12 protein-coding genes are annotated in these 14,257 nt (G+C 75.2%); 5 read left to right on the top strand and 7 right to left on the bottom strand.

The annotated features are described in order from the left end of the window. The first annotated feature begins 53 nt into the window (after window positions 1-53). Window positions 54-551, top strand: a complete 498-nt coding sequence (locus FN207_RS12755) for an Lrp/AsnC family transcriptional regulator (RefSeq protein WP_142458873.1) — start codon at window positions 54-56, stop codon at window positions 549-551. Here the strand turns inward: FN207_RS12755 and FN207_RS12750 are convergent. From FN207_RS12750 to speB, 3 genes are read right to left on the bottom strand one after another with little or no spacing between them, the layout of a single operon-like run. Next, window positions 494-1,009 (bottom strand): hypothetical protein, encoded by a 516-nt coding sequence (locus tag FN207_RS12750; protein WP_142458872.1) that lies wholly within the window; start codon window positions 1,007-1,009, stop codon window positions 494-496. The genes FN207_RS12755 and FN207_RS12750 overlap by 58 nt on opposite strands. Beyond that, window positions 1,000-2,940 (bottom strand): primary-amine oxidase, encoded by a 1,941-nt coding sequence (locus FN207_RS12745; protein ID WP_142458871.1) that lies wholly within the window; start codon window positions 2,938-2,940, stop codon window positions 1,000-1,002. Before FN207_RS12745 ends, FN207_RS12750 begins: the two co-directional genes overlap by 10 nt. Next, window positions 2,937-4,007 carry an agmatinase gene (gene speB / locus FN207_RS12740; protein WP_142458870.1) on the bottom strand — a complete coding sequence of 357 codons (1,071 nt, stop codon included), beginning with the start codon at window positions 4,005-4,007 and terminating at the stop codon, window positions 2,937-2,939. The genes FN207_RS12745 and speB overlap by 4 nt, the downstream gene beginning before the upstream one ends. A gap of 429 nt (window positions 4,008-4,436) precedes the next feature. Here speB and FN207_RS12735 point away from each other — a divergent pair, with 429 nt between their 5' ends. Next, window positions 4,437-5,966: an APC family permease gene (locus tag FN207_RS12735; protein ID WP_142458869.1), complete on the top strand. Its 1,530-nt coding sequence runs from the start codon at window positions 4,437-4,439 to the stop codon at window positions 5,964-5,966. Between the two features lie 34 nt (window positions 5,967-6,000). On the opposite strand, the gene FN207_RS12730 is transcribed toward FN207_RS12735, so the two are convergent. From FN207_RS12730 to FN207_RS12720, 3 genes are all read right to left on the bottom strand, one after another. Further along, a complete protein-coding gene (locus FN207_RS12730) occupies window positions 6,001-6,465 on the bottom strand; it encodes an SRPBCC domain-containing protein (protein ID WP_142458868.1) in 465 nt (154 codons plus the stop codon). Between the two features lie 133 nt (window positions 6,466-6,598). Further along, on the bottom strand, window positions 6,599-7,090 hold the full coding sequence (locus tag FN207_RS12725) for a hypothetical protein (RefSeq protein ID WP_142458867.1): 492 nt from the start codon (window positions 7,088-7,090) through the stop codon (window positions 6,599-6,601). A gap of 63 nt (window positions 7,091-7,153) precedes the next feature. After that, on the bottom strand, window positions 7,154-9,139 hold the full coding sequence (locus FN207_RS12720) for an alpha/beta-hydrolase family protein (protein ID WP_142458866.1): 1,986 nt from the start codon (window positions 9,137-9,139) through the stop codon (window positions 7,154-7,156). A 104-nt stretch (window positions 9,140-9,243) separates the two neighbouring features. Between FN207_RS12720 and FN207_RS12715 the strand changes: the two genes are divergently transcribed. From FN207_RS12715 to FN207_RS26270, 3 genes are all read left to right on the top strand, one after another. Next, the gene (locus FN207_RS12715; protein WP_185938317.1) at window positions 9,244-10,950 is read left to right on the top strand and encodes an alpha/beta hydrolase; all 1,707 of its coding nucleotides are present in this window, start codon (window positions 9,244-9,246) and stop codon (window positions 10,948-10,950) included. A 203-nt stretch (window positions 10,951-11,153) separates the two neighbouring features. After that, window positions 11,154-12,926, top strand: coding sequence for a SulP family inorganic anion transporter (locus FN207_RS12710; RefSeq protein WP_246066018.1), 1,773 nt, complete (start codon window positions 11,154-11,156; stop codon window positions 12,924-12,926). 300 nt (window positions 12,927-13,226) lie between these two features. Continuing rightward, window positions 13,227-13,577 (top strand): STAS domain-containing protein, encoded by a 351-nt coding sequence (locus FN207_RS26270; RefSeq protein WP_185938316.1) that lies wholly within the window; start codon window positions 13,227-13,229, stop codon window positions 13,575-13,577. Window positions 13,578-13,602: 25 nt separating this feature from the next. Here FN207_RS26270 and FN207_RS12700 read toward each other — a convergent pair whose 3' ends face one another. Beyond that, the gene (locus FN207_RS12700; protein ID WP_142458863.1) at window positions 13,603-14,139 is read right to left on the bottom strand and encodes a hypothetical protein; all 537 of its coding nucleotides are present in this window, start codon (window positions 14,137-14,139) and stop codon (window positions 13,603-13,605) included. Between the last annotated feature and the right edge of the window lie 118 nt (window positions 14,140-14,257).

Below are 14,257 nucleotides of genomic sequence, written 5' to 3'. Positions count from 1 at the left end.
TGGCTACCATCCGGGGGCCCGGGTCCGCCGGGACGACGTGGGGGAGGGCCGGTATGACCATCCGTCGGCAGTTCGTGCTCGACGACGTCTCGCGGGCGATCATCGAGCAGCTGCAGGAGGACGGCCGCCGTCCCTACGCCCGGATCGCCACGGCGGTGGGGCTCTCCGAGGCCGCCGTCCGGCAGCGGGTGCAGCGGCTGCTCGACGCCGGCGTCATGCAGATCGTCGGCGTCACCGACCCGCTGCAGGTCGGCTTCTCGCGGCAGGCGATGGTCGGCGTGCGCACCGGCGGCGACCCCCGCACCACGGCCGACCGCATCGCCGCCTTCGCCGAGGTCGACTACGTCGTCATCACGGCCGGGTCGGTGGACCTGCTCGTCGAGGTGGTCTGCGAGGACGACGACCAGCTGCTCGACGTGGTCGCCCGCATCCGCGCCGTCGAGGGCGTGGAGTCCACCGAGACCCACCTCTACCTGGGCCTGGCCAAGCAGACCTACGCGTGGGGGACCCGCGGCCCCCGGAGCCCGTCGACCGGCGACGCCGGGCTCTGAGGCGCGGGCGCCGTCGCGGCCGACCGGACCGCGACGATGCCCCGGACCGCCACGATGCCCCGGACCGCGGCCAGCAGCAGCGCCACCACCGCCAGCAGTCCCGCGACCGGCCCGGCCCAGGCGGCCAGGCCGCCCGCGGCCGGGCCCACCGGCACGTGGTGGGCCAGGACGTGGTGGGCATGGTCGCCGGGCGCCGGCAGGTGGGCGGTGAGCATCGCCGCGGTCAGGACGACGTGCGCGCCCCAGGCCGCCCGCCCGGGCCGGCGCCACAGGTGCGCCGAGCACAGCAGGCAGGCCGCGAGGAGGGCCGCGGTGCCGGCGGACGGGACGGCGGCCGGCGCGAGCCCGTGGACCAGGGCGCACCCCGCCGCGGCCCCCGCCGCGCTGTGCGCGAGGAACCGCGGCAGGGCCGCCGTGCCGAGCGGCCGCGGACCGCCGTCCGCCGGGCTCAGTGGCACCTCCCGGGGGCCGGCGGGACGTCGAGCCCCGGATTGCGGTCGAAGAAGCCGGCCGGCTTGAGCTCGAAGGACACGACGTCGACCGGCATGACCGGCCAGTCCTCGGGCCGCGGCACGTGGTGGATGCCGAAGACGTGCCACAGCACGAGGTCGGTGTCCAGGAGCGGCCGGTCGGCCTCCTGCCAGACCGGCAGCCCGGCGTCGCGGCGGCTCTGGTTGCAGAACTCGCCCGACGGCCAGCGCTCCTCCTCGTCGAACCGGCTGACCCACACCGGGTGGTCGATGACCTGGGCCCGCTGCCGGAACGGCGCGTCCGCGTGCGCGAGGGAGGGCAGCGCCGCGTTGACGTAGAGCTTGTAGCCGGGTGCGGTCCCCAGCCGGGTGGGCTTCGTCCGGTTGACCACCTTGACGGAGCGCTGGGTGGCGAAGTCGACGTCCAGGCGCCCCCCGGACTCGCTCTCCACCGGCCGGCTGCGCGTCACCACGGCCAGGCCGTACGGGTTGTCGTCCGACACCGGCAGGGCCTCGCTCTCGGTGACGACGACGGTGTTCTCCGGGCCGTCGACCTCCATGTCGAGGCGCGCGACGATGAAGTGCTGGTGGATCGGCGCGTAGGTGCGCTCGTCGACGACGGTGCCGTACGGCGGCGGGGTGTCCTCGTAGGCGCTGGTCACCATGATCCCGGTGGCCCGCACCTCGCACTGGATGGTGCCGTCCTGGTAGAAGCGCCAGTAGACGAGGTACTCGTAGTTGGCCACCGTGGCGTGGAACGAGACGACCATCCGCCGTGACCGCCGGACCTCGGCGCCGGCCTTCTCGTCGACGTGCTTCCACAGCACGCCGTCGTCCTCCTCGTGCAGGCAGATGGCGTTGGGGATCGTGTAGGGCTCGCCGCGGGTGTCGTGCAGGACGGCGTCGACGTAGGTGATGTCGCCCAGGCAGTCGCAGCCCAGCTCCAGCGACGTCGTCATGAAGCCCAGGCCCCACTCGCCGATGTCGAAGGCGGTGCGGCGGTGGTGGTCGGGGCTCGGGTCGCGGTAGGGGACGACCATCTCGGCGAAGGACATCCGGTGCGCGACCGGCCGCCCGTCGTAGGCGACCCGGTGGATCACCAGGCCCTCGCGGTGGTTGAAGCCCAGCCGCATCGTCCACTTCTGCCAGCGCAGCTCGGAGCCGTCGAGGGCGAAGGAGACGCCCTCGGGCTGGATGATCTCCAGCGCCCGCACGTCGGTGCGCTGCTGCAGGCCGGGGACCAGGGCCGGCACGTACTCGCCCATGACGTCGGGCTGCGCCGGCGGCGGGGTGTCCTCGATCCGCAGCAGCTCCATCGTGTTGAGGTCGACGACGAAGTGCAGGCCCATGACCGGGTTGGCGTAGGGGTTGCCGTTCGGCGCCGAGCGGCGCCAGACGTCGGTCCAGCCGACCCGGCGGTCCTGCAGTCCCTGCGGGATCAGCGAGTGGCCGTAGGCCCAGGTGTCGATGAGCACGAGGTCGAGGTCGGTGATGCCGCGCCCCGCGAGCGCCGCGACGACGTCGGGGTGCCGGATGAGCACCTCGTGGGCCTCGTGCCACTCGTCGAGGGTCATGTTCGCCTGCTGGCCGGGCACCGCCTCCCAGGAGAGGACGGCGTCGTCGGTGAGCGAGACGACCGCCTTGTACGGCGTCCCCTCGTCCCGGCTCCAGGCGGTGACCCGGGCCTCGCGGCGGATCGGGTCGCCGGGCCGGAAGGCGCGGACGACGTCCTTGGCCGGCTCGCGCAGCTCGATGGAGGCGAACCGCCAGCGCTCGTCGACGCCCCGGTCCCGGCGCAGGATCGCCGCGGCGGCGCGGAACTCGTCGGCGGTCAGCGGGTCGAGGGGGTGCGGGGCGCCGGCGGCCGCGGGCCGGGGAGCCGTGCCGGTGCTGTGGCACGACGACGCGGGCTCGGTCATGACGGGTCCTCCGGGGTGGTGTCGGGCGGGGTGGTGTCGGGCGGGGTGGTGTCGGGACGGTGGGCGAGCAGGGGGAGCGCGGGGTCCCAGCGGGTGCCGTCGCGGGCGTCGCGGCGCCGCCGGGCGATGGCCGACAGCGCCTCGAGCACGACCCGGTTGGCCAGTGCGGCGGTGATGTCGGCGTGGTCGTAGGGCGGGCTTACCTCGACGACGTCGATCCCCACGACCGGGAGCTCCAGGCAGATGCGGCGCACCGCGTCCAGCAGCTGCCGCGCGGTCAGCCCGCCCGGCTCGGGGGTGCCGGTGCCGGGGGCGTGCCCGGGGTCGCAGACGTCGATGTCGACGGAGAGGAAGACGCCCTCGCACTCGTCGGTGGCGATGCCGAAGGCCTCGGTGAGGCACGCCTCGAGCCCGCGGGAGCCGATCTCGGTCATCTCGTAGGAGCGCATCCGCTGCGCCGCCATCCAGTCCAGCGTCTCCGGCGGCGGCCAGTAGCCACGCAGGCCGATCTGCAGGAACCGGTCGCCGCGGAGCGCGCCGGACTCGATCAGCCGGCGCATCGGCTGGCCGTGGCCCCACAGGGAGCCGAACTCGATGTCACCGGTGTCGGCGTGGGCGTCGAAGTGCAGCATCGACACCCGGCCGTGGCCGAGCACGTTCGCCACGCCCTTCGCGTCGGCGAAGGCGATGGAGTGGTCACCGCCGAGGACGACCGGGATGGCGCCGGACCGGGTCACCGTCTCGACGGCGGCCTCGAGCGCCGGGAGGGCCGTCTCGATGTCGCCGGAGTACATCTCGACGTCACCGGCGTCGAGCACCCGCAGGTCGCGCAGCCCGTCGGTCCGCAGCGCCAGGCTCGGCCGCGACCCGTCGTGCGCGAGGTAGTCGGTCATCCGGATGGCCTGCGGGCCGAAGCGGGTGCCCGGGCGGTGCGAGGTGCCGCCGTCGAAGGGGGCGCCGAGGACCACGACGTCCGCGCCGGCGAAGGACGCCGGGTCGCCGAGGTCGCAGCGGTCGATGCCGAGGAAGGTGATGTCGGGCCCGTACTGGGCGCCATAGCGCGTCATCGCGTCGGAGGTCCGATCAGTCGTGCGGTGCAGGTGGCCGCAGGGTACGGCCCCATCGTCACGACGGGATCCGTGGTGTCACGGCGCGTCGACAACGGTTTCGCGTGTCAACCGGGATTGTCCCGCGTGATCGGCGCGCGGAGCCGGTTGCCGACGTCGCCTCCGGTCCGCGGCCGCTCCGCCAGGCGTCGCGCCCCGCCCGCCACGGAAAGCGGGTGGTGCCGACCGTCACGTGCGCGAAACAGTCGTCGTGCATCCTCTGCGCGCCGGGATCCGTCGACCAGCCCGTGCCGGACCGTCGTCCCGGCACGCCGTGGGTGTACGCGGCGGACTCTTCCCCCGGTCGAACGGCCACTCGATGGTCTCCGTTGTGACCCGGCGCACTCGCCGGGCCCGGCTGCGCCACGCGGCGCGACGAGGAGGACGTGCATGACCCTGGACGAGCGATCGGCGGTCGGGAGCGCCGACCTGCGGGCGAAGGGCCTGTCGAGCAACTCGGTGGGCCTGCTCGCCAGCGTGGTCCTCGGGATCTCCAGCATCGCGCCGGTCTACGCGCTGACCGCGACGCTCGGCCCGACGGTGACCGAGGTCGGGCTGCAGATGCCGGCCGTCTTCCTCGTGGGCTTCGTGCCGATGCTGCTGGTGGCCTACGGCTACCGGGAGCTCAACCGCGTCGCGCCGGACTGCGGCACCTCGTTCACCTGGGCGACCAAGGCCTTCAACCCCTACGTCGGCTGGCTGTGCGGCTGGGGTGCGCTGCTGGCGACGATCATCGTGCTGTCCAACCTGGCCGGCGTCGCCGTCTCCTTCTTCTACCTCCTGCTCGGCGAGATCACCGGGTCGGAGGACGTCGGTGCGCTCGGGGACGACCGGGTCGTGAACGTGCTGACCTGCGTGGTCTTCGTCGCCCTGGCCACCTGGGTCACCTACCGCGGCGTCGAGACGACCAAGCGGCTGCAGTACACCCTCGTGGGCTTCCAGATGCTCGTGCTGGCGGTCTTCGTCGTCCTCGCGCTGGTCAAGTCCGGATCGGCGCCCGGCGGCATCCCCTTCGAGCTCACCTGGCTGGACCCGACGGCGATCACCTCGTTCAGCGCCTTCACCGCGGGGCTGTCCCTGTCGCTGTTCATCTACTGGGGCTGGGACACCTGCCTGACGGTCAACGAGGAGACGACCGGCTCCGCGCGAACCCCCGGCCGGGCGGCGCTGCTGACGATCGCCGTCATCGTGCTGACGTACCTGGCGGCGGCCATCGCGGTGCAGATGTACGCCGGCGTCGGCACCGAGGGCACGGGCCTGGGGAACCCGGAGACCGAGGACAACGTGTTCGCCGCCCTCGCCGGGCCGGTGATGGGCCCGGGACTGGCCTTCCTGCTCTTCCTCGCGGTCGTCGCGAGCTCGGCGTCGTCCCTGCAGACGACGTTCCTCCCGCCGACGCGCACGCTGCTCGCCATGGCGACCTACGGCGCCCTGCCCCAGCGGCTGGCCGACGTGCACCCGCGGTTCCGGGGCCCGTCGACGGCCACCCTGGTCTCCGGCGGGGCCACCGCGGTGTTCTACGTGGGGATGACGCTGATCAGCGAGAACGTGCTGATCGACACCATCTACGCGCTCGGCCTGATGATCTGCTTCTACTACGGGCTGACCGCCTACGCCTGCGTCTGGTACTTCCGCCACGAGCTTCGCCGCAGCGCCAAGGACCTCCTGGTCAAGGGCGTCATGCCCCTGCTGGGCGCACTGATGCTGACCGCGGTGTTCCTCCAGACGGCCGTCGACACCCTCGACCCCGCCTACGGCAGCGGCTCGTCGGTGTTCGGGGTGGGCAGCGTGTTCGTCATCGGCATCGGCCTGCTGCTGCTCGGCGCGGTGCTCATGCTCGCCTGGCGGGCCCGCCACCCGGCGTTCTTCCGCGGCGAGACGCTGCGCCAGGACACCCCGGCGCTGGTCTTCGACGAGTGACCGGCTGACGGCGCCGGCCGCGGGGCGAGCGACGTCACTCGGCGCGCGTCGCCCGCATGCCCTCGATGCGGTCCTTGAGTGCTCGGGGCATGGGGGTCAGGGCCGGGGCCCGGTCGCGGTTCAGGGAGCGCATCAGCGGCCGGAACAGCAGGCCCCGGAACCGCATCTCCAGCCACAGCCGCACCCCGCCGTCGTGGTCGGTGATCGTCATGCCGTGCTCGGTGTCGAGGAGGCCGGGCACGCCCAGCCTCCCGAACCGCAACTGGTACCGCAGCCGCCGGCGGGGTGTCACCTCGAGCACCCGCACCGGCACCGTCGTCCGGAGCAGGGCGTTCAGGGGCCGGAAGCCGAGCACCACCCGACCCCCCGGGGCGAACGTGCCCTCCGCACGGGTGAGGAGCGGGCTCCACTCCGGGAAGGCGGGCACGTCGGTCAACACCTCCCACACGAGCTCCGGGTCGGCGTCGATGTCGACGGACGTCCTCATCTGGCCGGTCATCGGGACCACCTCCGGGTGGCGAGCGCTCCGGGCACGGCCACCGTAGGACCGCCTCCGTCGGGCAGGGGCCGGTCGGCGCGCGGGCGTCCCGGGGCGGTGCGCGGAGCACCCGCTCTCGGTGCGCCCCACGTGGTCAGTGCACGAGCGACTTCAGGAGGATGAGCCCGGCGCCGATGAGCGCGACGAGCGCGCCCTTGACCAGCGAGCCGAGGGGCGTCGCGCCGGAGAAGCGGGCCGCCCAGTACCCGTAGAAGCCGATCAGGCCCAACCCCGACCACTTCGCGACGGTGAACGCGGTGTCCACCTCGAGCACCCCGAGCGCGGAGAGCAGGAAGAACACGGCGGGGAAGGCGACGCCGACCCCCACCGCCACGGCGTCCTCCGCCATGTGCCCGACCTGGGCACGGGTGACCTGGTGCCGCGTCCTCGTCTCGACCCCCACGACCTCGCTGTACACCTCGGCCAGGGCCACCGCCAGCGCCGTCCCGGCCAGCCACACGGCCATGACGCCCGGCCGCGGAGGATGGCTCTCGATCGCCACGACCAGCGCCAGCCCGATGATCGAGCCGTAGACCACCCTGCCGACCTGCCGCGACCCGAGGTGCGCTTCCAGACCCGTCCGCATGCGCGCGAGCCTCCCCGGGCGGGCCCCGCGGGACACCCTCCGGGGAGGAGGAGGTGCGACCGGTCAGGCGACCGCCCCCGGGACGACGGCGAACAGCCGCTCGCGCACGCTCTCGCGGACCTGCAGGACCTCCTCGATCCGGACGAGCTGTTCCTCGGACGCGGGCAGCTCGAAGACGTCGGAGAGGAAGCGGGGCAGGTCCGCGCGGTAGTCGTGCTGGTAGGCGCCGAACGGTCCGGACGTCTGGGCGTTCTTCATGTCGACGAGGCTCTGGAAGAACGTCGTCAGCGGGCGCCACCGCATCGCCGGGGGGATGCCGCGCGGGCTCCCGGCGGGGTCCGGCTCGTGGCGGGGCCGGGACGGGCCCAGCCAGTCGGGGCGGTACCACAGCAGGTCCTGGCCGAACTTGGTCACGCCGTCGTTGTCGTGGCTGACCAGGACGAAGCGCGGCGGACGGGCGCGCTCCGCGGCGAGGGCGGCGTACTGGGCGTGGTCGTTCACCAGGGCGACGGCGTCGGGGTCGACGTCGGGCCGCTCCCCGCGGGTGACCTGGCGCATCCACCCGCTGCCGTAGGGCGTCCCGATCCACAGCGCGCGGTCGATGCCCATCGCGTCGGGACCGAGCGTCCCCCAGTGCAGGAACACGTCCTGGCTGGTGTGCGCCCCGAGGCTCTCTCCGAAGAGCACGACGCGCGGCCGGGGGCCCGAGCGGTCGCGGAGGCGCTGCAGGATCCGCAGCCACAGCAGCCGGTTCTGCTCGCGGGCCCCGGCGACCATGCCGAGCGACAGGGGCGAGGGGCGCCGCGAGTACTGCAGGGTCACCGTGGCGACGTCGCCGAGCGCGAGGTACTGCAGCGCGGCGACGGCGACGTAGTTGACGTAGCCGGTCCCGGTGGGCGAGACCAGGACCAGCAGCGACCGGTCGAGGGCACCGGTCCGCTCCAGCTCGGCCATCGCCAGGTCCACCCGCGCGCGGGCGGTGGGCGCGTTGTCCAGCCCGACGTACACCTGCACGGGCGTGGCGCGCGCGGGCGTGCCCATCACGGTCTCGACCGACAGGTCCGGCACGCCGGCCGGGAGGGACGGGAGCGGGCGCGGGCGGACCGTGGCCAGGGCGTGCAGCCGCCCGTCCCGGCCCATCCCCGCCCAGGACACGAGGCTGCCGGGGCCGCCACTCACCGTCGCCGGCACCCACCGCTCGGCCTCGTCGGGCTCGATCACGGGGACGTCGGCCGACGTCCGCGCCTCGATCCGCCGCATCGCCCGGTGCCAGACCGCCGACACGCCGGCCCCCAGCGCCGCGAGGACACCCGCGTGCCCGGCCAGTCGCCAGAGGCCGGCCGGCCCGGGCAGCGCGGCGGCCAGCCGGCGGGCGGCGAGCCCGGTCAGGGCGTGCTCCCCGTAGGCGACGCCGCTCAGGCAGCCGACGACGCCGGCCGCGACGCCCATCGACGTCAGCGGCGGCGGAGCCCCGGCCCCGCCGGTGTCCTCCGCCTGCTCCCCGGCGCGCAGCCGGTCCAGGACGTAGGCGGTCCCCAGGCCGACGGGCACCGCCAGCGGGACGGCGGCGAGGCGCCCCTGCAGCCCCAGCCGGTCGTCGAGCAGCCGCGCACCGGTGCCGGCCCCGCCGAGCAGCGCGCTGCCGAGGCCCGTGCCGCCGAGCCGCCAGGCCGCCTGCCGCACGGCTCCGCGGAGCGGGTCCTCGGCCCGGGGCGGGAAGGCCCGGAGCAGCGCCAGCCCGATCGGGACGGCCGCGCAGTCGACCGCGATCGTGGCGGTGCGCCGCGTCGACGCCGTCGACGTCCTCCCCGCGAGCAACCGCGCGGTGGACTCCAGCACGTCCTGCGTCCCGGCGGAGAGCAGGTAGTGCAGGCCCGTGGCCAGGCCGGTCACCACGCCCTGGTCCACCGCGCTGCGGGGGGACAGCGACGGGGCGAACGTGCCGGGTGCCATCGCGGCGGCCACGACCAGCCCGACGTCGGGCGCGGTACCGGCGCCGTGCGGCCGTCGCTCGCTCGACCGTCCCGGACGGGGTCCTGTGCGTCGCATGCCCGCATGGTGGGCCGCTCCCGGCGGCCGCGGTTCATCCTCCCGGTACGAGTCGGGTGCCCCGGACGGCTCCTAGCGTCCGGCCCCGACGAGCGGAGCACGACATGACGGCGGAACCGACGGCGAGGCCCGCACCGGCCGCGCCGGAGCCGGAGCGGACGCGACCGGCGCGCTCCGGCCGGTGGCGCCGGTGGCTGCCCCGCTACACCTGGAGCGGCACGGTGGGTGCCCTGCTGCTGGGCTGCAGCGCGCTCACCCCCTCCCTGCTGCCGCGGGGCTGGGTGCTGCAGGGCCTGATCACCGGCATCACCGCGGCCATCGGCTACGGCCTCGGCGTCACCGTCGCCTGGTTCGTCGCCGAGGCCACCGAGGGCCGTGTCCGGGCCGGGGTCCGCCGACGGGCCTGGCAGGTGCTCGCCGTGGCGGGCCCCCTGCTCTGCCTGGCCGCGCTGTGGCTGGGCGCGGGCTGGCAGCGGGAGGTCCACGAGCTCATGGGCCTGGACCCGCCGGAGGGCTGGTCGTCGATCGGCGTCGTCGTCGTGGCGGTCCCGGTCCTCGTGGCGCTGGTCGCCGTCGGCCGCGGGATCCGGGTGCTCGCACGCTGGCTCGTGCGGGCCCTGGGCCGGCTCCTGCCGCGGCGCGTCGCCCGCCCGCTCGGGGTCGCCGCCGTGACCGTGCTCGTGGTCTTCCTGCTCAACGGCGTGCTGTTCCAGGGCCTGGTCGAGGCGATGAACTCCGCGTTCAGCGTCAAGGACGACGGAACCGAGGAGGGGGCGACGCAGCCCACCGCACCCGAGCGGTCGGGGAGCCCGGACTCCCTCGTGCCCTGGGCGGACCTCGGCCTGCAGGGCCGCAACTTCACCGGCACCGGGCCGACGCCGCGGGAGCTCGCCGCCTTCTCGGGCCGGCCGGCCCGGGAGCCCGTCCGCGCCTACGTCGGGCTGGCTTCGGCCGACGACGTGCGGGACCGCGCCGCCCTCGCCGTCCTCGAGCTGCAGCGGGCCGGCGGCTTCGACCGCGCCGTCCTCGTGGTGGTGACGACGACCGGCACCGGCTGGGTCGACCCGGCGGCCAGCGACTCCCTGGAGTACGAGTTCGGCGGCGACACCGCGATGGTGGCGATGCAGTACTCCTACCTGCCGAGCTGGCTGTCCTTCCTGGTCGACCAGGTGAAGGCGCGCGATGCCGGCCGCGCCCTCTTCGACGCGGTCTACGGCGCCTGGGCGCAGCTGCCCGAGCGCAGTCGGCCACAGCTCCACGTCTTCGGCGAGAGCCTCGGCACCTTCGGCGGGGAGGCCGCCTTCAGCGGGCTGGCGGACGTGGAGAACCGCACGGACGGCGTGCTCTGGGCGGGGCCGCCCAACGTCAACGAGCTGTGGAGGGGGCTGGTCGCCGACCGGGAGCCCGGCTCGCCGGAGTGGCTGCCGGTGTACGAGGACGGCCGGACGGTGCGCTTCGCCGACGAGGCCCCGGACCTCGGCGCCCCGCCGGGTCCCTGGGACGATCCGCGGGTCGTCTACCTGCAGAACGCCTCCGACCCGATCGTGTGGTGGTCGCCGCGGCTGCTCCTGGGCCGCCCGGACTGGCTGGAGGGCGACCGGGGACCCGACGTCTCCGGCAGCACGGTGTGGCTGCCGTTCGTCACCTTCTGGCAGGTGACCGCGGACATGGTGTTCTCGACCGGCGTCCCCGACGGGCACGGGCACCGGTACCGGGCCGACTACGTGGACGGCTGGGCGGAGGTCGCGCAGCCGCCGGGCTGGACCGGCGCCGACACCGTCCGGCTGCGGGAGCTGATCGGCGCGGGCTGACCCGGCGGCGGCCCGACGGCCGGGCCGGTCCCGCCGACGGCGTCCCCGGCGGGGCCGCCCGGGACCGTCATCCGGCGCGGATGAGGACCCCCGCCCGGGATGCCGCCACACTCGGCGGCCCGGAGGGCGCCGGAGGGCGACGGCGGGAGGAGACGCGAGATGACCGCGACCGCCACGGTGGTCCCCGCCCGGCGCCGTCCCCGGTGAGCGGGTCCGTGCGCGTGCTGCCGCCCGGGGTCCGGGAGCTGCGCGGCTACCGCCGGTCCTGGCTCGGCAGGGACCTGGCGGCCGGTGCGGTGCTGACCGCGCTGCTGGTGCCGCAGGGGATGGCCTACGCGGAGCTGGCCGGCCTGCCGGCGATCACCGGCCTGTACACCTCGATCACCTGCCTGCTCGCCTACGCGGTGTTCGGCCCCTCGAGGATCCTCGTGCTGGGGCCGGACTCCTCGCTCGGGCCGATGATCGCCGCGACCGTGCTGCCCCTGGTGGCGGCCGGCGGCGACCCCGAGCGGGCGGTCGCGCTCGCCTCCATGCTCGCGCTGCTGGTGGGCGTGGTGATGGTGGTGGCCGCGTGGGCCGGGCTCGGCTTCGTGGCGGACCTGCTGTCCAAGCCCACGATGGTCGGCTACATCAACGGGCTCGCGCTCACCATCCTGATCGGCCAGCTGCCCAAGCTCCTCGGCTTCTCCGTCGACGCCGACGGCCTGCTGCAGGAGGTCGCCGGCTTCGTGCGGGGCGTCGCCGACGGGGAGGTCGTGCCCGCCGCGGCGACGGTCGGGATCGGCGGCGTCGTGCTGGTCCTCGTGCTGCAGCGCTGGCTGCCCAAGGTGCCCGCCGTCCTGGTCATGGTGGTGCTCGCGATCGCCGCCACGACGCTGTTCGACCTCGGCTCCCGCGGGGTGGGCCTGGTGGGGGAGCTGCCGCAGGGCTTCCCGCCGCTGACCTTCCCGGGCGTCGCCTGGTCCGACCTCGGCCTGCTGGTGGGCGGGGCACTGGCGATCGCGCTGGTCGCCCTGGCGGACACCATCTCGACCGCGTCGGCCTTCGCCGAGCGCACCGGGCAGGAGGTCAGGGGCAACCAGGAGATGTCGGGGATCGGTGCGGCCAACATCGCCGCGGGCCTCTTCCAGGGGTTCCCGGTCAGCACCAGCGCGTCCCGGACGGCGGTGGCCGAACGCGCCGGGGCCCGCTCGCAGCTCACCGGGGTCACCGGTGCGGTGCTCATCCTGCTGATGATCCTGCTGCTGCCCGGGCTGTTCCGGAACCTGCCCGACGCGGCGCTGGCCGCGGTGGTCGTCACCGCCGCGCTCTCACTGGCCGACCTGCCGGCGATGGCCCGCCTGTGGCGCCAGCGCAAGGTCGAGTTCGCGCTGTCGGTCGCCGCGCTGGCCGGGGTCGCGCTGCTCGGCGTGCTGCCCGGGATCGCGATCGCGGTCGGCCTGTCGATCCTCAACGTCTTCCGCCACGCGTGGTTGCCGTACCAGACGACGCTCGGGCTGGTCGACGGCGTGGCCGGGTACCACGACGTCCGCTCCTACCCCGCGGCGCGCCGGCTGCCGGGGCTGGTCATCTACCGCTTCGACGCGCCGCTGCTGTTCGCCAACGCCAAGACGTTCCGGGACGAGATCAGGACGCTGGCCCGCAGCGAGCCGGCTCCGCACTGGATCGTGGTCGCCGCCGAGCCCGTCACCGACGTCGACACCACGGCGGCCGACATGCTCCTCGACCTCGACCGGCTGCTCGACGAGCACGGGCAGGCGCTGGTGTTCGCCGAGCTCAAGGACCCGGTGCGGCGCAAGCTCGAGCGCTACGGGCTGACCCGCGTGATCGAGCCGCGGCACTTCTTCCCGACCGTCGAGGCCGCCGTCGAGACCTTCCGCGCGCGGACCGGCGCGGAGTGGACCGAGCGGGTCCCCGCCACGGCGCCGCAGGGTCCCGCTCCTCCGGGGGTCCCGCCGCCCCGGCCCCCCGGGTGAGCCGCGGCGCCCGGGTCCGCCGGCGGCACCCTGCGCCCGCTCGCCCACCACGGGTGAGGTGCGCAGGCCGCGGTCGGCGCCATGCTGCCCCGAGCGCCCGCCCTGCCGGGCCGTCCTCGCCGGAGCGCAGGAGGGACGACCGTGGCAGCCGATCCCGCGGAGACGACGTCCGCCGGGCCGTCCGTCGTCCGTCCCGGGCCGGGCCCCGTCCCGGGACCGGACCGACCGCGCCGCCTCCCGGCGGCCCGCCGCAGGGGAGCGGGGGAGAGCGCGCGCCCGTCCCGGGGCCGCCCTCGTCCGGTGACCGGAGCCGCCGCCGGGGCGGTGGAGTCCGTGGTGCACCTCGACCTGGTCACCGGCCGGCTGACCCTGACCGGGCCGCTGGACGCCCGCGCCACCTCCGCGCTCCACGACGCCGTCTCGGCGATCCTGCGCGCCCCCCACCCGAGCTGGACCGTCGACGTCAGCGGGCTGACCGGCATCGACGAGGCGGGGCTGCGCGGCCTGCTCGCCGCCTACCACCGGACGCTGCGCCACGGCCGCCGGATCACCCTGCACGGGGCCTCGCCCCCGCTCCGGCGCGTGCTCGTCCGGCTGCGCCTGGACCGCCACCTGCTGCAGGAGGGGAGCGCGCCGCCCGACCCCGGCTGAGCGGTGCCCCCTCCCGTGCCCGGCGTCAGGTCCCGTGCCCGCCCCCGGCGGCCGGCACGGGACCGGCCGCCTCCGTGCGGGTGGCCCGGAGGTCGTCCACGGCCCGTTCGTAGCACTCGTGCAGGACCGACAGCCGCTCGAGCAGCCGCAGGACGAACTCCCGGGACGTCGCCGGTGCGGCGGGCTCGCCCATCGAGTCCCAGAACACCTGCGCGAGTTCCCCGCGCCGCCCGGACCAGGCCCGCGGGGCCCGTGGGGGCGGGCCGCCCAGCGACGCCACGAAGCGGTGCGTCACGTCCCGGCACAGGCGGGCCGCGGCGCGCTGGTAGGGGGCGGCCACCTCGCGGCGGTAGCGGGCCGCGGCGCGTCCCAGGCCCCTCGGGCCCGGCGGCGGCCGCCCGATCCCGAGGCCGATCGCGCGCCCGAGCAGCGGCACCAGGAGGGGACGGTCGGCGTCGGACAGCCGGTCGTTGGCGCCGCGGAGGACGGCGGCCAGCTCCTCGTCGACGCAGCGCGGCGCGTCGGTGAACCGCTCACCGGCCAGGAGGGCCGTGTACTCCATGAAGCAGGCACCCTGAGCCGGGGTCCGGTGCCTGCCGCGAGCCAGGACGGGCATCTCATCGGGCACCGGCGTCGCCGGGATGTCATCGCGGATGGACCGGGACATGGTCTCTGCTCCT

Source organism: Geodermatophilus aquaeductus (assembly GCF_900182545.1).
GTDB lineage: Bacteria > Actinomycetota > Actinomycetes > Mycobacteriales > Geodermatophilaceae > Geodermatophilus > Geodermatophilus aquaeductus.
Note: the sequence above shows the minus strand (reverse complement) of the source record. Positions and strands in the feature narration are given on the sequence as shown.